This is a genomic window from Arenimonas soli (genome assembly GCF_014643775.1).
In the GTDB taxonomy this organism is placed as follows: domain Bacteria; phylum Pseudomonadota; class Gammaproteobacteria; order Xanthomonadales; family Xanthomonadaceae; genus Arenimonas; species Arenimonas soli.
The window spans coordinates 1,405,061-1,422,576 of the sequence record NZ_BMKC01000001.1 but is presented as its reverse complement, the minus strand read 5'-3'; the positions used below and the strand labels follow the sequence as shown (position 1 = coordinate 1,422,576).

Below are 17,516 nucleotides of genomic sequence, written 5' to 3'. Positions count from 1 at the left end.
GGCCCGGGGGCTTGAAGCCGGTGCAGGCGTCCCTATTTCCGGGGCATGGCGGCCGGGTGCCGCCGCAACCACGGAGACGAACCATGAGCCTGATCCGCTATTCCGCCAACCAGCCGCGGGCCCTGCAGGACGAAATCAAGCAGGTGTTCGACAAGTTCTTCAACGGCGAGGCCGACGATGCCTCCAGCGTGGTGACCAGCCAGTGGATGCCGCGCGTGGACATCAAGGAGGAAGCCGATCGCTTCCTGATCCTGGCCGACCTGCCGGGCGTGGACCCGGGTGAGATCGAGGTGCAGATGGACAAGGGCATCCTGTCGATCAAGGGCGAGCGCAAGACCGAAGCGGTCACCGAGTCCGAGCGCTACTCGCGCGTCGAACGCGCCCACGGCGTGTTCTACCGGCGTTTTGCGCTGCCCGACAGCGCCAACCCCGAAGGCGTGACCGCCACCGGCAAGCACGGCGTGCTCGAGATCGCCATTCCCAAGCGACCCGAGACCACCCCGCGCCGCATCCAGGTGTCGTGATGCTTGCCCGCGGGGCGGGCTTCAGCCCCGATGCCCCAGCCTGAGTAAACTGGACCCGCGGCCCCCGCGGGTCCTCTCTTTCCAAGGCCAGACCATGCAGTTCAAGGACTACTACGACACCCTCGGCGTCGAGCCGACGGCCGGCGAGGCGGAAATCAAGACCGCCTACCGCCGGCTGGCGCGCAAGTACCACCCGGATGTCAGCAAGGAAGCCGGTGCCGAGGAGCGTTTCAAGGCCATCAACGAGGCCTACGAAGTGCTGCGCGACAAGGAAAAGCGCGCGGCCTACGACCAGCTCAAGTCGCAGGGCTATCGCCCGGGCGAGGAATTCCGGCCGCCGCCGGATTTTGGTGCCGGCGGCTTCGGCGGCCAGGGCTTCCGCTTCGAACAGGACTTCGGCGGCGGCGGTTTCAGCGACTTCTTCGAGTCCCTGTTCGGCGGCGGTGCGCGTCCGCGCGGCCGGCCCGAGCCGCCCGGCGATACCCGGGCCAAGCTGGCGATCCCGCTGGAGCTGGCCTACAGCGGCGGCAAGCAGCGCATCGAAGTGGACGGCCGCAAGCTCGAGGTCGGCATCCCCGCGGGCATCAGGCCGGGCCAGGTGATCCGGCTGGCCGGGCAGGGCCGCCGCGGCGCCGACCTCAAGCTGGAAGTGGATTACCGCCCGCACGCCGAGTTCGAAGTGGACGGCCAGAACGTGCTCTATACCCTGCCGCTGGCGCCCTGGCAGGCGGCCCTGGGCACGACCGCCAGCGTGCCCACCCTGGGCGGCAGGGTCGAACTGCGCGTGCCGGCGGATTCCGACACCGGCCGCAAGCTGCGCCTGCGCGGCCGCGGCCTGCCCGGCAAGCCGGCGGCCGGCGACCAGATCGTCGAACTCGAGGTGCGCGCGCCCAAGGCCAGCACCGACGCCCAGAAGGCCCTGTACGAACAGATGGCCGAGGCCTTCGACTTCGACCCACGCCGGGCCTGAAAAAAGAAAGGGCCCCGCGGGGCCCTTTTTGTTGCCGTTCGGGGAAATCAGCCGGCGGAGAGCAGGCTGTTGATGACCTCGATCAGCTGGGCTTCGTTGAACGGCTTGGTGATGTAGGCCTTCGCGCCCTGGCGCATGCCCCAGACCTTGTCGGTCTCCTGGTCCTTGGTGGTGACCAGCACGATCGGGATGTGGGCGGTGGTCGATTCCTTGGAAATGGCGCGGGTCGCCTGGAAGCCATTGAGGTTGGGCATCACCACGTCCATCAGGATCAGGTCGGGGACGTTGGCCTTGGCGGCCTCGACGCCGGCGGCGCCGTCTTCGGCGGTCAGGGCTTCGTGGCCCAGCTTTTCAACAATGCGCTTCATGCCCATCAGCTGGGACGGGGAATCATCGACGATCAGGATGCGTGCCATGAATGGGCCTCCAACAAGTAGGGGGATTGTATGCCGGGGGGGCGGTCAAGGTGCAACCCGGGTCAGATACGGACGACCGTTCGTCCGAAGGATGCACCGGCCAGCATGGTCGGGAATACCTCGGGAAGCGCGTCCAGCGTGGCTTCCCGCGTGCAGATGGCGTCCAGGTGCGCGGGTTTCCACGGGCCGGCAAGCCGCTGCCAGACCTGCTCGCGCTGCGGTCGCGGGGTGCCGGCCGAGGCGATGCCCAGGATGGAGACGCCGCGGATGATGAACGGCATGACGGTGGTGTTGAGCGCATGGCCGCCGGCCAGGCCGCAGGCGGCGATATTGCCGTAGGGCTGGATGGCGCGGCTGAGGCCGGCCAGGGTGTCGCCACCGACGCTGTCGATGGCGCCGGCCCAGATCGCGGTTTCCAGCGGCCGCTGCCCCCACTGCATGTCCTTGCGGTCCAGCACCTGCCTGGCGCCCAGGCGGGTGAGGAAATCGAGCTGGTCGAACTTGCCGGTGATGGCATGCGCCTCATAGCCGGCGCGGGTGAGGATGTCGATGGCCAGCATGCTGACGCCACCGGTGGCGCCGGTGACGACCACCGGGCCCATGGCCGGGGTCTGGCCGTTGGCTTCCATGCGCAGTAGCGACAGGCCGGCGGTGAAACCCGCCGTGCCCAGGATCATCGCCTCGCGTAGGCCCAGGCCGGCGGGCAGCGGGATGGTCCATTCGGCCGGCAGACGCACGAATTCGGAATAACCGCCGTCGCGGGTTTCCGACAGGCCCGAACCGGTGCACAGCACCGGGTCGCCCTCGCGGAAACGCGGGTCCGTGGATGCCACCACGTGGCCGGCGACGTCGATGCCACCGACCAGCGGGAAGCGCCGCAGGATCTTGCCTTCGCCGGTGCCGGCCAGGGCGTCCTTGTAGTTGACGCTGGACCATTCGGCCCGAACCACCACTTCGCCCGGCGACAGGTCGTCGAGGCCGACCTGTTCGATGCCGGCGCGATGGCCGCCTTCGCCGTGGATGCGGAACGCACGGAAGCTGGCGGGCACGGCCACGGCTCAGTTGGCCTTGTGGATGGCGCGCTTGTCGACCGCCATGGCGGCGTCGTGGATGGCTTCCGAAAGCGTCGGATGGGCGTGGCAGATGCGCGCCAGGTCCTCGGCCGACCCGTGGAATTCCATGGCCAGCACGCCTTCGTGCACCAGCTCGGACACGTTCACGCCGACCAGGTGCATGCCCAGGATGCGGTCGGTTTCTTCGTGTGCGATCACCTTCACGAAGCCCGCCGGTTCGCCCATGGCCACTGCGCGGCCGACGGCCGCGAACGGGAAGCTGCCGGTCTTGAACGGGACGCCTTCGTCCTTGAGCTGCTTTTCGGTCTTGCCGACCCAGGCGATTTCCGGCTCGGTGTAGATGACCCAGGGAACGGTGTCGAGGTTGACGTGGCCGGGCAGGCCGGCGATGAGCTCGGCGACGGCGATGCCTTCCTCGAAGCCCTTGTGCGCCAGCATCGGGCCGCGCACGCAGTCGCCCACGGCCCAGACGCCGTCAACGCTGGTCTTGCAGTGTTCGTCCACTTCGACCTGGCCGCGTTCGTTGAGCTTGACGCCGCTGTCGTCGGCCAGCAGGCCCTTGGTGGCGGCCTTGCGGCCCACGGCGACCAGCAGCTTGTCCACGACCAGGGACTGGTCGGACTTGCCGTCGTTGTAGGTCAGGTGCACTTCGTTCTTCTTGACCTCGGCCTTGCTGACCTTGGCGCCGAGCTTGATGTCCAGGCCCTGCTTCTTGAATTCCTTGAGCGCGACCTTCGCGGCTTCGGCGTCGGCCGCGGCCAGGAAGTCGGGCATGGCTTCGAGGATGGTGACCTCGGCGCCCAGGCGCTTCCAGACGCTGCCCAGTTCCAGGCCGATGACGCCGGCGCCGATCACGCCAAGGCGCTTGGGCACGGCTTCGAAATCCAGCGCGCCGACGTTGTCGACGACGTGCTTGCCGTCGAACTTCGCGAACGGCAGCTCGATCGAATCCGAGCCCGCGGCGATGACGACGTGTTTGCCGACCAGTTCGACGTCCATGCCGTCGTGCTGCTTGACCACGACCTTCTTGCCGGCGTGCAGGGTGCCGAAGCCGTAGTAGGCGGTGATCTTGTTGGCCTTGAACAGCTGGGCGATGCCGCCGGTGAACTGCTTGACGATCTTGTCCTTGCGGCCAACCATCGTCTTGACATCGATCTTCGGGTCCTTGGCGCTGATGCCGTGCTCGCCGAACAGGTGCTGCAGGTTGTGGAACTGCCGCGAGCTGTCGAGCAGGGCCTTCGAGGGGATGCAGCCCACGCGCAGGCAGGTGCCGCCCAGGGCCGGCTTGCCGTCCTTGCCCAGGGCCGCGTCGATGCAGGCGACCTTCATGCCCAGCTGGGCGGCGCGGATGGCGGCGTGGTAGCCGGCGGGGCCGGCACCGATGACGACGACGTCGTATTGCTCAGACATATCCGGTTCCTTCCTTGTCGGCCTTACAGGCCCAGCAGCATGCGGTGGGGATTCTCGAGCTGGTTCTTGATGTCGACCAGGAACAGCACCGCGTCCTTGCCGTCGATGATGCGGTGGTCGTAGCTGAGCGCGATGTACATCATCGGCGCCACCACGACCTGGCCGTTCTCGGCGATCGGGCGCTCCTTGATCGCGTGCATGCCCAGGATCGCAGACTGCGGCGGGTTGACGATCGGCGTGGACATCAGCGAACCGAAGGTGCCGCCGTTGGTGATGGTGAAGGTGCCGCCCTGCAGGTCCTCGAGCTTCAGGCCGCCCTCGCGGGCCGCCTTGGCGTAACCGGCGATGGACGATTCGACGTCGGCGAAGCTCATGTTCTCGACGTTGCGCAGCACCGGCGTCACCAGGCCCTTTTCGGTGGCCACGGCGATCGAGATGTCGGCGTAGCCGTGGTAGATGATCTCGGTGCCGTCCACCGAGGCATTGACCGCCGGGTGCTTCTGCAGCGCATTGGCCGCGGCCTTGGCGAAGAAACTCATGAAGCCGAGCTTGATGCCATGGGTCTTCTCGAACGGCTCGCCCAGCTCCTTGCGCATGGCCATCACCTTGCCCAGGTTCACCTCGTTGAAGGAGGTGAGCATGGCGATGGAGTTCTTGGACTCCATCATGCGTTCGGCGATGCGCTGGCGGATGCGGGTCATCGGCACGCGCTGCTCGGGGCGGGCGCCGCCGCCGACCTTGATGTGGTTGACCACGTCTTCCTTGGTCACGCGGCCACCGCGGCCGGTGCCGGCGATATCGGCCGGGTTGACGTCGTTGCGGGCGGCGTGGGCCGCGGCGCCCGGGGGCAGCTCGGCCTTGCCGCCGGACTTGGCCGGGGCCTTGGCCGCTTCGGCCTTGGCGGCCGGCTTGTCGTCGGCCTTGGGGGCGTCGGCCTTCTTTTCTTCCTTCGGTGCCTCGGCGACGGCGCCTTCCTCGATGATCGCCACGACCTGCTGGCTGTTCACCGTGTCGCCTTCCTTGAACTTGAGTTCCTTGAGCACGCCGTCGACCGGCGAGGGCACTTCGAGCACGACCTTGTCAGTCTCGAGGTCGAGCAGGTTCTCGTCGCGACGGACGGAGTCACCGGCCTTCTTGTGCCAGGTGGCGATGGTGGCGTCGGACACGGATTCCGGAAGGACCGGGACTTTGACTTCGATGCTCATGGAAAAGGTCCTGCTGGCGTGGAGTGGGGGCTTATTCGGCGGTATGGGTGTTGGGCGCGCTGACCAATGCGTCTTCGATCAGCTGCGCCTGTTCGGCGTTGTGCGTGTTCAGGTGGCCGGCGGCCGGCGAGGCCGAGCGCGAACGCCCGGCGTAGCTGAGCGACTGGCCCTTGGCGAGGCAGAAATCCAGATGGTGGCGGATCTGGTACCAGGCGCCCTGGTTGAGGGGCTCTTCCTGGCACCACACCACTTGCTTCGCGGCGCCAAAGCGCTTGAGCTCGGCGGCCAGCAGCGCCCGCGGGAACGGGTAGAGCTGCTCGACGCGAACGATGGCGACGTCCGAGACCTTCTTCGCGGCCGCGGCTTCGACCAGGTCGTAATAGACCTTGCCGCCGCAGACCACGACCCGGCGCGCCTTCTTCGGATCCTTGCAGGTGCTGTCGGGGATGAGGTTCTGGAAGCCGCCCTTGGCCAGGTCGTCCAGGCCCGACACCGACAGCTTGTGGCGCAGCATGGACTTCGGGGTCATCACCACCAGCGGCTTGCGGGTGGCGCGCAGCATTTGCCGGCGCAGCATGTGGAACATCTGCGCGGGCGTGGTCGGCGTGCAGACCTGGATGTTGTCCAGGGCGCACAGCTGCAGGAAACGCTCCAGCCGGGCCGAGCTGTGCTCGGGGCCCTGGCCTTCGTACCCGTGCGGCAGGAACAGCACCAGGCCGCACAGGCGGTCCCACTTGGACTCACCCGAGGTGATGAACTGGTCGATCACCACCTGGGCGCCGTTGGCGAAGTCGCCGAACTGGCCTTCCCAGATGTTGAGCGTGCCCGGCTCGGCGGTGGAGTAGCCGTATTCGAAGGCCATCACCGCTTCCTCGCTGAGCAGCGAGTCGATGATCATGGCGTGTTCGGGGTTGTCCACCAGCTCGCGCAGCGGCATCACCGCTTCGCCGGTGGCCTGGTCGTGCAGCACGGCGTGGCGATGGAAGAAGGTGCCGCGGCCGGAGTCCTGGCCAACGATGCGCAGCTTGTAGCCTTCCGACAGCAGGGTCGCGTAGGCCAGGTTTTCGGCGAAACCCCAGTCCATGGGCAGCTCGCCGGCGGCCATCTTGCGGCGGTCTTCGTAGATCTTGGCGACGCGGGCGTGCAGCTTGAGGTCTTCGCGCGGCGCGTTGATCTGCGTGGCCAGCTTGTCGAGTTCGCTGCGCTTGACGGCGGTCTTGACCTCGTCGGCCAGGGTGCCGTCGAGCCAGGGCGACCAGTCCACGGCGAAGGGATCGGCTTCGACCTTCACCAGTTCGGTGGTGACCTCGCCCTTGTCGAGCTTCTCGCGGTAGCCGTCGACAAGCGCCTTGGCGCCGGCGGCGTCGATCACGCCCTCGGCGGCCAGCTTGTCGGCGTAAAGCTCGCGCGTGGACTTGCGGGCGCGGATGTTCTTGTACATCAGCGGCTGGGTGGCCGCCGGTTCGTCGGCTTCGTTGTGGCCGTGCTTGCGGTAGCAGACCAGGTCGATGACGACGTCGCGGCCGAATTCACGACGGAAGTCGAAGGCCATGCGGGCGCAGAAGGCCACGGCCTCCGGGTCGTCGCCGTTCACGTGCAGCACGGGCGCGCCGATGATCTTGGCCGGGTCGGTGCTGTAGAGCGTGGAGCGCGAATCGTCCGGGCGGCTGATGGTGAAGCCGACCTGGTTGTTGATGACCACGTGGATGGTGCCGCCGACCGCGAAACCGCGGGCCTGCGACATCTGGAACAGTTCCATCACCACGCCCTGGCCGGCGAAGGCGGCGTCGCCGTGGATCAGGATCGGCAGCACCTGTTCGCGCTTGGTGTCGCCGCGGCGCATCTGGCGCGCACGCACCGAGCCGGCGACGACCGGGTCGACGATTTCAAGATGCGAGGGGTTGAAGGCCAGGGCCAGGTGCACCGGGCCGCCGGGGGTGGCGACGTCGGACGAATAGCCCATGTGGTACTTCACGTCGCCCGAATAGGCCGGGTCGTCGTTGTGTTCGAACTGGCCGCGGAATTCGTCGAACAGCTTGTGCGGCGGCTTGCCCATCGTATTGATGAGCGTGTTCAGGCGGCCGCGATGGGCCATGCCGATGACCACGTCCTTGATGCCGGCGCCGCCGCCGTGGCGCACCAGCGTGTCCATCAGCGGAATCAGCGAATCGCCGCCCTCGAGCGAAAAACGCTTCTGGCCGACGAAGGCGGTGTGCAGGTAACGCTCGAGGCCTTCGGCCGCGGTGAGGCGTTCGAGCAGGCGCAGGCGGGCGTCCTTGTCCAGGCCGTAGCCGGCGGTGGCGCCTTCCAGGCGCTGCTGCATCCAGCGACGCTGCTGCACGTCGGAGATGTGCATGAACTCGGCGCCGATGCTGCCCGAATACGAGGCGCGCAGCTTGGCCAGCAGGTCGCGCAGCTTGTACCGGGGCGCGCCGAACCAGGTGTCGACGGTGAATTCGCGGTCGAGGTCGGACTCGGCCAGGCCGTGGTGGGCCAGGCCCAGGTCCGGGGCTTCGGGGCGGGTCATCATGCCCAGCGGGTCGAGCTGGGCGCCCAGGTGGCCGCGCGAGCGGTAGGCGGTGACCAGCTTGCCGACGGCGGCCTGCTTGCGGGCGGTTTCGTCGTCGACGCCGCCCGACTGCGGCGCGCGCGCGGCCGCCTGTACCTGGGCCATGACGACCGAGTGCGGCACGTCGCCCGCTTCGCGGCCCTTGAAGCCGTCGAAGTAGGTTTTCCAGGCGGCGGGGACCGCATCGGGATCGACCAGGTACTGTTCGTACAGGTCTTCGATATAGGCGGCATTGCCGCCGGCGAGCTGAGAGGTCTGCTTAAACTTCTTGATCAGACTGTCCACGACCCTGGCCTGGCCCGTCTCGACGACGGGTAAGTGATTGATGGAATGGGATGTCGGGCGTCGCGCGATGGCGACGGCAAGGCCCGGGATTATAGCCCGCGCGGCCAGGCATTAGAACCCGACACCGGGCCCGGAAGGCGCTGCGGGGCCGCTCGCCGGCGGCCCGGGGCGGACCTGGTCAGATGCCCAGGGCCCGGAGTTCGGTGCAGGCGCGTGAACGTTCCCAGACCCGCCCGAAGTGGTCGGCCAGCTGCCGGGTGCGCGCGGGGTGGGCCGGGCTCCAGTCGCCGTCCCAGCGGCTGCCAAGCTGCCGGAACAGGTAACCATCGCGGTCGTTGGCCAGGAAGGCCGAGGGGTATTGCAGGTCCACGTCCTCGACCGGCGTGCGGAACTGGAAGACCGACGTCAGCCGCTGCGCCAGCCCCAGCAGCGGATGCCCCTGGCCCTGAACGGCGGCCGGGTCGAGCACGATCAGCTGGACCACGCCGCCGCGGCCGGCGGTGGCGAAGCGCCGGAAGGCGTCGATGACGGCGGGCTGTGAATACAGCGCCGGGTCGAGGTCGCGGCTGAACACGACCAGTTCGCGCCGCGCATCGTCCACCAGCCGGATCGTCGCTTCGGTGGCCGCGGACAGGCCGTCGAACTCCTCGGCCGCCACCGACGGGCCTCGCGGCCGCGCCGGCGGGCGCTCCGGACCGGCCAGCGGTTCGATCGCGCGGCGCATGGCCTGGTGTTCGATGCCGGCTTCCATGAAACGCTCGCCGTAGGGTTCGAAGCCGTGGCGCGCGTAGAACGCCAGCGCCGACACCTGGGCGTTGAGTTTGACTTCGGTCCAGCCCAGGGCCCGGGCGCGGTCCATCAGCGCCACCAGCAGGCCGTCGCCGACGCCGCGGCCGCGCCACTCGCGCAGCACGGCCATGCGGCCGATCTTGTGTTCGGGGGTCAGGCGGCCGGTGCCGATCGGTTGGCCATTGGCGTCGCGGGCCAGCACGTGGTGGCTTCGCGGGTCCAGGTCGTCCCATTCTTCTTCTTCGGGCACTTTCTGCTCGAGGATGAACACCGTTTCCCGGACCTTGCGCAGGTCGGGCAGGTCGGTGGTGTAGTCGGCGGGTTCGATGCGGAAGTCGGTCGGGATCATGGCGTCACCGTCGGCGTCGTGGCTTGACCAGTTGGTAGTGGCCGGCGGCCACCAGGGTATGCAGTGCTTCACGGCCCCGGGCGCCGAGCGCGGCCAGTCCGGCGGCGTCCAGGCGTTCGGCGGCGGCCAGGCGCCGCGCGTCGGCGACGCCCAGCGACAGGACCAGGCCGTTGGCGAACAGCCGGGCACCGCGGCCTTGCCGCGCCCAGGCAACCCGCGAATGCGGATGCCGCAGCAGGATGCCGCCCTGGTCCAGGCCTTTGGCCACTGCATTGGCATCCGGGGCGCGGGCCGGCGCCTCGATCTCGCCGCCGGCGCGGTACTGGGTGATGAAACGGCCGAACCAGGCGCGCAGGCGGTCCTCGTCCGGCGACTGCAGGTCGGCGAGCGCGGCGCGCAGGCGCCCGAAGGCGGCGTCGTCGATTTCCCAGGCGTCGCGCGCCGGCGCCAGGTCGGGGTCGGCGTAGCGGGATTCCTCGGGCAGGGCCGCGGCCAGTTCTTCGGCCAGGTCCACCATCAGTTCGGCGCGCGAGGGTGCGCGCATGCCGACCGAGAAGGTGAGGCAGGCGTCTTCGGCGACGCCGTGGTGGGGCACGCCGGGCGGCAGGTAGAGCATGTCGCCGGGGGCCAGGACCCAGTCGTGGTCGGGATCGAAATACGACAGCAGCTTCAGCTCGACGTCGTCGCGAAAGTCCAGCGGCGCGCCGGTGCGGCTGTCGATCTGCCAGCGCCGGTGGCCCTGGGCCTGCAGCAGGAACACGTCGTACTGGTCGACGTGTGCGCCGACCGAACCACCGGGCGCGGCGAAGCTGACCATGATGTCGTCGAGCCGCCAGGCCGGCAGGAAGTGGAAGGCGTCAAGCAGGGCGCGGATGTCCATGTCCCACTTGTCCACGTCCTGGACCAGCAGGGTCCAGTCCTGGCGCGGCAGGTCCGGGAACATGGCTTCGTCGAAGGGACCGGTGCGCAGCTCCCAGCGGTCGCGCGCGCGGTCGTGCATGACGATGCGCGACAGCGCCGCTTCTTCGCAGGCCAGCCCGGCCAGGTCCTCGGGCGAAATCGGCGACTGGAAATCCGGAAACGCCTGCCGGACCAGCAGCGGCCGCTTCTGCCAGTAGTCCCGCAGGAACGCCGCCGCCGGCATGCCCAGCGGCTGCTTGGTCGATCCGGCGACTTCAATCGGGTGTCGGGGCATTTAGCTTCCGTGGCAGAAAATCAAACCCCACGCGCCAGCGACGCGGCGTGGCCGGTGTAGCTGGCGGGGGTGAGGGCGAGCAGGCGGGCCTTGGCGTCGGCGGGCAGGTCCAGGCCGTTGATGAAGTCGCGCATCGAGGCTTCGGTGATGCCCTGGCCGCGGGTCAGCGCCTTGAGCTGTTCGTAGGGGTTGGCCAGGCCGTGGCGGCGCATCACCGTCTGCACGGGTTCGGCCAGCACTTCCCAGGCGGCGTCGAGGTCGGCGGCCAAACGCTCGGGATTGACGCTGAGCTTGCCCAGGCCGCGCTGCAGGGCGTCGAGCGCGATCAGCGAATGGCCGAAGGCGGTGCCCAGCGCGCGCAGCACGGTGGAGTCGGTCAGGTCGCGCTGCCAGCGGCTGATCGGCAGCTTTTCGGAAAAGTGGGCCAGCAGGGCGTTGGCGACGCCGAAGTTGCCCTCGGCGTTTTCGAAATCGATCGGATTGACCTTGTGCGGCATGGTCGAACTGCCCACTTCGCCGGCCTTCACCGCCTGCTTGAAATAACCCAGCGAGATATAGCCCCAGACGTCGCGGCACAGGTCCACCAGCACGGTGTTGATGCGGCGCTGGGCGTCGCACAGTTCGGCGATGCCGTCGTGCGGTTCGATCTGGGTGGTGTAGGGGTTGAAGTCCAGGCCCAGCGACTCGACGAAGCGCTGCGCCAGCGCCGGCCAGTCGACGTCGGGGTAGGCGACCACGTGGGCGTTGTAGTTGCCGACGGCGCCGTTGATCTTGCCCGGGAACTCGACGCCGTGCATCACCGCCACCTGGCGCTGCAGGCGCGCGACCACGTTGGCGATTTCCTTGCCGACGGTGGTGGGCGAGGCGGTCTGGCCGTGGGTCCGCGACAGCATCGGCAGGTCCGCGTGTTCATGCGCCATCGAACGCAGGGTGTCCATCACTTCGGCGGTTTTCGGGGCGATGACCCGGGTGTAGGCCGCCTGCAGCATCAGGGCGTAGCTGAGGTTGTTGATGTCTTCGCTGGTGCAGGCGAAGTGCACGAACTCCAGGGCCGGCCCGAGTTCGGCGTCGTCCCTGAGGCGTTCCTTGATGAAATATTCAACCGCCTTGACGTCGTGGTTGGTGGTGCGCTCGATCTCCTTCACCCGGGCCGCGTCGGCGACGCTGAAGCCGTCGGCCAGGGCACGCAGGCGCGTCGCGGCGGCGTCGGAGAAGGGCGCCAGCTCGGTGATGCCGGCTTCCGCGGCCAGGGCCAGCAGCCATTCCACTTCCACCCGCACGCGGGCGCGGACCAGCCCGTATTCGGAAAAGATCGGCCGCAGCGCCTCGGCCTTGCCGGCATAGCGGCCGTCGATGGGGGACAGGGCGGTGAGGGCGGCGTCGGACATCGGTCGGGCTCGGGCAAGGCGGGGAGGGTCCGCATTCTACCCGCTCGCCGCCGGACCCCGCTCCTGCAGGGGGCGCTATGCTGCGGGCACGATCCACCGGAGTCCGACCATGGCCAGCAAGACCCGCATCGAATCCGACAGCCTGGGCGAGCTGCAGGTCCCCGCCCAAGCGCTTTACGGCGCCCAGACCCAGCGCGCCGTGCAGAACTTCCCGATTTCCGGCCTGCGCATGCCGCGCGACTTCATCCGGGCCCTGGGCCTGGTCAAGGCCGCGGCGGCGGGGGCCAATGCCTCGCTGGGCCACCTGCCCGAGGATCTGGCCGAAGTCATCCGCGCCGCCGCCCTGCAGGTGGCGGAGGGCGACCTGGATGGCCAGTTCCCGGTGGACGTGTTCCAGACCGGCTCGGGCACGTCCAGCAACATGAACGCCAACGAGGTGATCGCCCGGCTGGCCTCAAGGGGCCGCAAGGCGCCGGTGCACGCCAACGACCACGTCAACATGGGCCAGAGCTCGAACGATGTCGTGCCCACGGCCATCCAGGTCGCCGCGGTGCTGGCCTGCCGGGAGCGCCTGCTGCCGGCCATCAAGCACCTGCGCCTGGCCATCGACCGAAAGGCGCGACGGGTCGGCAAGGCCGTCAAGACCGGCCGCACCCACCTGATGGACGCGATGCCGCTGACCCTGGGCCAGGAAATGGGCGCCTGGTCGGCGCAGCTGGCCTCGGCGGCCGAACGCATCGACGACAGCCTGGGGCGCCTGGTCCGACTGCCCATCGGCGGCACGGCGGTGGGCACCGGCATCAATGCCGACCCCCGCTTCGGCCGGCGCGTGGCCAAGGACCTGGCCAGACTTTCGGGCCAGCGCTTCGCCCAGGCCGGCAACCTGTTCGAGGGCATTGCCGCGCAGGACGGCGCGGTCGAACTCTCCGGCCAGCTCAATACGCTGGCGACCGCGCTGATGAAGATCGGCAACGACCTGCGCTGGATGAATTCCGGGCCGCTGGCCGGGCTGGGCGAGATCGAACTGCCGGCGCTGCAGCCGGGCAGTTCGATCATGCCGGGCAAGGTCAACCCGGTGCTGCCCGAAGCCCTGTGCATGGTCTGTGCCCAGGTCATGGGCAACCACGTCACGGTCACCGTCGCCGGCGCCAGCGGCAACTTCCAGCTCAACGTGATGCTGCCGGTCATCGCCCACAACCTGCTGCAGTCGATCGACTTGCTGGCGAACGCGATGCGGGTCCTGGCCGACGGCGCCATCGCGGGCTTCAGCGTGCGCCACGACCGGCTCGAACAGGCGCTGGCCCGCAACCCGATCCTGGTGACGGCGCTCAACCCGGTGATCGGCTACGAAAACGCCGCGGCCATCGCGAAACAGGCCTACCGCGAGGGCAGGCCCGTGTTGGCGGTGGCGATGGAGCGCACCGGGCTGGAGGAAAAGGTCTTGCGCAAGCTCTTGGACCCGGCCGCGCTGGCCGAAGGCGGCATCCACGGCGCGCCGGGCGGGGGCGGCGGCTGACAGACCCGCGGCGGAAAGCACGGGATCCGGGAAGTGTCAGGGGGAATGCGGCCAGGGCTGGCCCAGGTGCTCGACGATCTGTCGGGCCAGGCCCGAGGCAATGAGTTTGTCGGAATTGCTCAGCAGGACGACGCCATCGCCGGTGTCCCGGTAGAAATGGACGTATGAGCGGAAGTCGCCATTGTTGCCCGAGTGGTAGTACATCAGGCGGCCTCCGGTGTCCTTTACGGCGAAGCCCAGGGTCCGGTGGGGTTCGCCGGCCTTGGTCGGAAGCGTTGTCTGCAGCGCAAGGAGCTCGTCGGCGATTTCCTGCTTGTCGGGGCTCTCGGGCCGCAGCAAGGCGGCGACGAACCTGGCGTAGTCGCCGGCCGTGGTGTTGAGGCTGTAGGACGCCCCGAAGTTGTGGTCGTGGCGGTGGTTGTCGGTGGGCTTGCCGTCGCGATGGCCGTAGGCCTTCCGCGTCGGAATGGCGTCATCCCAGGTGTACATCATGAACCCGGCGCCCACGGCCCGTGTCACCTGCTCGTCCAGCAGCGCCTGCAATGCGTCGTCGTCGAGCCCCAGCTGCTTCTGGATCACGCCGCGCAGGTACTCATAGCCTTCTCCCGAATACTGGAAGGCCGTCCCCGGTGCGAACGACAGCGCGAGCCTGCCACCGCTTTCCGAGCGCCAGTTGGGCAGGCCGGAGGTATGAGTCAGCAGCATGCGGGCGGTGATCCGTTCGTGCCCGGGGTCGTCCGCGAGCTCCGGGTGGTCCCAGTAGGCATGCACTGGCTGGTCGAGATCGACGACACCCTGCCGGGCCAGTGACAGCGCGAAGTAGGCGAACACGGGTTTGGACAGGGAAGCGGCCTCGAACAGGGTCCGCGCATCCACCTTGCCGCCCGTCCGGGCATTGGTGACACCAAAACCTTCATCCAGGACGATCTTGCCGTCCCGGATCACCGCGACGGCCAGCCCCTCGACACCGGCCTGCTGCATGCTCTTGCCGATGAAATCCGACGTCGTCGGGCGCTTCGGATAGTCAGAGTTGTAGCCGCTGTCCAGAGTCACCCTGAGCCACGCGACCTCGCCTGCCCGGTTCCTGAGGAACTCATACGTGGTGTTGCGCGCCGGGTCGATGAAGGTCTGTTCCCCGACGGCCACCAGCGGCGCCCTCTCTTCGTCTGCCTTGCTGGCCAGATAAAGGCGCTCGCCTTCAGCCAAGAAGACGAACCGTTCGTTTTCCCCTGGCCCGCCGCCGAACTCCCCGCCGAAGTCCGGCAACGCCTTCGGGTCCAGCTCGTGGCGGACCAGGACCTTGGGCTCGATGGGCTTCCAGCCGTACTGGCGGGCAACGGTCCGGGCGATCGCGGCCATCAGATCGAAGCCCTTGTCGCTGTTGGTCATGACGACCAGGACCTGTCGCTTTTCCAGGGAACCGACCAGGTAGCTGGTGAAGCCCACGTTGCTTCCCCAGTGGTCGAAGACGATGTCGTCCGAGCCCTCCACGAAATGCTTGGTGAACCCGAGCTTGATCTTGTCGCGCGCGAAGACCTGCCTGGTCGTTTCACGCGACAGCAGGACGCCGCCGCCATGGTGGTCGTCGATCAACGTCATGGCGAACCGGGCCAGGTCGGTCGGGGTGCTCCAGACGCCTCCGGCCGCCTTGAACGGAAACAGCTGGTAGGGATACGGGTCCAGGTCCTCGCTGTAGCCGGTTGCCCTGCGGACCCCCAGGCGGTCGGGCATGGGCTGAAGGAAGGAGCTGTCATCCATCGCGACCGGCTCGAATATCGCCGAACGGGCCGCAACCTCGAAGCTCGTTCCGGCCACGTCCTCGATCAGCTGCTGCACGACCAGATAGCCGGGGTTGGAATACCTGTACTCCTGTCCCGGCACTGCGAACGACGCCGTCTTCGGATCCTTGGAGGGCGGGCTGCCCTCAAGCAGTTCAGTCACGGTGGGTACGTCCTGGCCAAGGTCGTACGATCCGGACACGTAATTCGCGATGCCCGCGCGATGGCCGATCAGCTGCCGCAGCGTCACCGGCCGGGTGGCGACGAATGCGCTGTCCGGGACCTTCCAGGACACCAGGTGGCGATTGACGTCGTCATCCAGGCCAATCTTTCCCTTCTCGACCAGCTGCAGGGCCGTGACCGCAGCCAGCGGCTTGCTCAGCGAAGCGCCCGTGAAGACCGTCTCCGGGGTGACGGGGGACAGGGAGGCGAGGTCGGCGTAACCGTAGCTTCTTTGCCAGGCAATCTCGCCCTTGTCGATGAAGACCATGCTCAGGCCCGGGATGTTGTCCTCGAGCATGGCTTCGGCGATCGAGCGTGTTTGCAGCTGCCCTTCCAGGTACTGCCCGGGCAGGAGCCCGCGCTCGATGGTTTCGATGGCCGCGGGCGCGACGGCAGGAGCGTTGCTGGCCAGGGCCAGGGCCAGGGCCAGGGCCAGGGCCGTGGCCGTGGCCAGGAACGAACGCATCCTCATGCCTGCCTCAGTCCTTCGGGACGCTGACCTTGCCGCGGACGCGGCCATGGTCGACGTCGCCGCTGCCCAGCCGGCCGACCACCAGGTCGCCGGCGACGTCGTCGACGTCGAGGTCGCCCGAGCCGATGCGACCGACGCGCACGCTGCCGCCAACGCCGTCGAGCGTGATGTCGCCAGAGCCCAGGGAACCGACGTCCACGTCGCCGCGGATGCGGCTGGCGTCGAGGTCGCCGGAGCCGACCGCGCGCAGGTCCAGGCTGCCGATGTCGTCGAGTTCGATGTCGCCCGACCCGACCCGGGCCGTGACCGCACCGGCGATCGAACGGGCGTCCAGGTCGCCCGATCCGACGTCGGCGGACAGGGTGGCGACGCCGTTGATCTCCACGTCGCCCGAACCCAGGTCGATGTCGTAGGCCAGGTCCGCCGGCAGGCGCGCCTGAACGTCGAGGTTGGCATAAGTGGGGCTGAAGAAGATGCCGGAGGTGCGGCCCTTGCGTTCGATGCGGACCACCAGCGTGTCGCCGCGGCGGCTCGATTCGACCACCAGCTGCGGCAGGTAGTCGGGGTCGGACGCGCAGGCGCGGATGCGCAGCGGTTCGGCCTTCTCGGCGGCGACGCCGTCCACGCGCAGGTCGTGCGCGGTGACTTCAAAACGTACCTGGCTGATGCCGTCCAGGTCGAGCGCCAGCTGGCGGTTTTCTTCATGCTTGCAGTCGCTGGCCGCGGCGAGGCCGGGCAGGAGCAGCAGGGGCAGGGCGAGGAGCTTCATGGTCGGGCCTCCGGGCTCAGTTGACGTTGACGTGGCAGTCATCGATGTCCGACTCGTCCATGTCGGCATAGGGCGCGTACTCCGGAACCGCTGCGGCCAGGGCTTGCTGGCTCTGGTAGAGGGCCGGCAGGCGGTCGCACAGGGCCTTGGCGGTGGCTTCGATTTCCTTGGCCTTTTCCCTGGTCTTTTCTTCCACCGAAGCGGTGCCTTCGCCGCTGGCGAGACCCTGGAATGCAAGCACGATGCTGTCCTTGGCCAGTTCGGCGCTTTGCAGCCCGATGCCGGCGCCCGCTTCGGCGATGGCCGCGATGTTGCCGCGGTAGGCCAGCGCCAGCTCACGCTGGGCGGGGTCGAGGCCGACCGGCTTGCCGTCGATGAGCAGCTCGCCCTCTGGCGTCAGCTCGGCATGGGGCAGGTCCTTGCCGCCGCCGACGTCCAGGTTTTCCCTGGCCATTTCCTCGCGGACTTCGCGGGTCACTTTCTCGGAGAGGGACAGTTCGCGCCCGGCGTCGTCTTTGCCGCCACAACCGGCCAGGGCCAGGGTCGGTACGAGCAGGAGAAACAGGAGTCGGGACATGGGAAGCCT

14 protein-coding genes are annotated in these 17,516 nt (G+C 68.3%); 3 read left to right on the top strand and 11 right to left on the bottom strand.

The genetic code is table 11. The features are described 5' to 3' along the window. Positions 1–83: 83 nt before the first annotated feature. A complete protein-coding gene (locus IEX13_RS06845; protein ID WP_188662459.1) occupies positions 84–524 on the top strand; it encodes an Hsp20/alpha crystallin family protein in 441 nt (146 codons plus the stop codon). Between the two features lie 94 nt (positions 525–618). Further along, positions 619–1,494: a DnaJ C-terminal domain-containing protein gene (locus IEX13_RS06840; RefSeq protein WP_188662458.1), complete on the top strand. Its 876-nt coding sequence runs from the start codon at positions 619–621 to the stop codon at positions 1,492–1,494. Between the two features lie 47 nt (positions 1,495–1,541). Here IEX13_RS06840 and pilH read toward each other — a convergent pair whose 3' ends face one another. The 8 genes from pilH to purB form a co-directional block, all read right to left on the bottom strand. Further along, on the bottom strand, positions 1,542–1,910 hold the full coding sequence (pilH, locus tag IEX13_RS06835; protein WP_188662457.1) for a twitching motility response regulator PilH: 369 nt from the start codon (positions 1,908–1,910) through the stop codon (positions 1,542–1,544). 62 nt (positions 1,911–1,972) lie between these two features. Next, positions 1,973–2,965: an oxidoreductase gene (locus tag IEX13_RS06830; protein WP_188662454.1), complete on the bottom strand. Its 993-nt coding sequence runs from the start codon at positions 2,963–2,965 to the stop codon at positions 1,973–1,975. Between the two features lie 3 nt (positions 2,966–2,968). Continuing rightward, a complete protein-coding gene (gene lpdA / locus IEX13_RS06825) occupies positions 2,969–4,393 on the bottom strand; it encodes a dihydrolipoyl dehydrogenase (protein ID WP_188662452.1) in 1,425 nt (474 codons plus the stop codon). A 23-nt stretch (positions 4,394–4,416) separates the two neighbouring features. Continuing rightward, a complete protein-coding gene (gene odhB, locus IEX13_RS06820; protein WP_188662450.1) occupies positions 4,417–5,598 on the bottom strand; it encodes a 2-oxoglutarate dehydrogenase complex dihydrolipoyllysine-residue succinyltransferase in 1,182 nt (393 codons plus the stop codon). 31 nt (positions 5,599–5,629) lie between these two features. Continuing rightward, positions 5,630–8,452 carry a 2-oxoglutarate dehydrogenase E1 component gene (locus tag IEX13_RS06815; protein ID WP_188662449.1) on the bottom strand — a complete coding sequence of 941 codons (2,823 nt, stop codon included), beginning with the start codon at positions 8,450–8,452 and terminating at the stop codon, positions 5,630–5,632. Positions 8,453–8,630: 178 nt separating this feature from the next. Continuing rightward, a complete protein-coding gene (locus IEX13_RS06810) occupies positions 8,631–9,590 on the bottom strand; it encodes a GNAT family N-acetyltransferase (protein ID WP_188662448.1) in 960 nt (319 codons plus the stop codon). A 4-nt stretch (positions 9,591–9,594) separates the two neighbouring features. After that, complete coding sequence (locus IEX13_RS06805) at positions 9,595–10,785, bottom strand: cupin domain-containing protein (RefSeq protein ID WP_188662447.1); 1,191 nt, start codon at positions 10,783–10,785, stop codon at positions 9,595–9,597. A 20-nt stretch (positions 10,786–10,805) separates the two neighbouring features. Continuing rightward, complete coding sequence (gene purB / locus IEX13_RS06800) at positions 10,806–12,173, bottom strand: adenylosuccinate lyase (RefSeq protein ID WP_188662446.1); 1,368 nt, start codon at positions 12,171–12,173, stop codon at positions 10,806–10,808. A 109-nt stretch (positions 12,174–12,282) separates the two neighbouring features. On the opposite strand from purB, the gene IEX13_RS06795 reads away from it, so the two are divergent. Beyond that, positions 12,283–13,689: a class II fumarate hydratase gene (locus IEX13_RS06795; protein ID WP_188662445.1), complete on the top strand. Its 1,407-nt coding sequence runs from the start codon at positions 12,283–12,285 to the stop codon at positions 13,687–13,689. Positions 13,690–13,725: 36 nt separating this feature from the next. Here the strand turns inward: IEX13_RS06795 and IEX13_RS06790 are convergent, their stop codons facing one another. Genes IEX13_RS06790 through IEX13_RS06780 form a run of 3 tightly spaced genes read right to left on the bottom strand, consistent with a single transcriptional unit; the run spans position 13,726 to position 17,507 of the window. Then, positions 13,726–16,155: a serine hydrolase domain-containing protein gene (locus IEX13_RS06790; RefSeq protein WP_188662444.1), complete on the bottom strand. Its 2,430-nt coding sequence runs from the start codon at positions 16,153–16,155 to the stop codon at positions 13,726–13,728. 13 nt (positions 16,156–16,168) lie between these two features. Continuing rightward, positions 16,169–16,930 (bottom strand): DUF4097 family beta strand repeat-containing protein, encoded by a 762-nt coding sequence (locus tag IEX13_RS06785; protein ID WP_188662443.1) that lies wholly within the window; start codon positions 16,928–16,930, stop codon positions 16,169–16,171. 16 nt (positions 16,931–16,946) lie between these two features. Continuing rightward, positions 16,947–17,507, bottom strand: coding sequence for a hypothetical protein (locus IEX13_RS06780; protein ID WP_188662442.1), 561 nt, complete (start codon positions 17,505–17,507; stop codon positions 16,947–16,949). Positions 17,508–17,516 lie beyond the last annotated feature (9 nt).

Coding starts and splice junctions, on each gene's coding strand:
- purB (WP_188662446.1), bottom strand. CDS start 12,173: ATGTCCGACGCCGCCCTCACCGCCCTGTCCCCCATCGACGGCCGCTAT.
- IEX13_RS06845 (WP_188662459.1), top strand. CDS start 84: ATGAGCCTGATCCGCTATTCCGCCAACCAGCCGCGGGCCCTGCAGGAC.
- odhB (WP_188662450.1), bottom strand. CDS start 5,598: ATGAGCATCGAAGTCAAAGTCCCGGTCCTTCCGGAATCCGTGTCCGAC.
- lpdA (WP_188662452.1), bottom strand. CDS start 4,393: ATGTCTGAGCAATACGACGTCGTCGTCATCGGTGCCGGCCCCGCCGGC.
- pilH (WP_188662457.1), bottom strand. CDS start 1,910: ATGGCACGCATCCTGATCGTCGATGATTCCCCGTCCCAGCTGATGGGC.
- IEX13_RS06805 (WP_188662447.1), bottom strand. CDS start 10,785: ATGCCCCGACACCCGATTGAAGTCGCCGGATCGACCAAGCAGCCGCTG.
- IEX13_RS06780 (WP_188662442.1), bottom strand. CDS start 17,507: ATGTCCCGACTCCTGTTTCTCCTGCTCGTACCGACCCTGGCCCTGGCC.
- IEX13_RS06810 (WP_188662448.1), bottom strand. CDS start 9,590: ATGATCCCGACCGACTTCCGCATCGAACCCGCCGACTACACCACCGAC.
- IEX13_RS06785 (WP_188662443.1), bottom strand. CDS start 16,930: ATGAAGCTCCTCGCCCTGCCCCTGCTGCTCCTGCCCGGCCTCGCCGCG.
- IEX13_RS06795 (WP_188662445.1), top strand. CDS start 12,283: ATGGCCAGCAAGACCCGCATCGAATCCGACAGCCTGGGCGAGCTGCAG.
- IEX13_RS06790 (WP_188662444.1), bottom strand. CDS start 16,155: ATGCGTTCGTTCCTGGCCACGGCCACGGCCCTGGCCCTGGCCCTGGCC.
- IEX13_RS06840 (WP_188662458.1), top strand. CDS start 619: ATGCAGTTCAAGGACTACTACGACACCCTCGGCGTCGAGCCGACGGCC.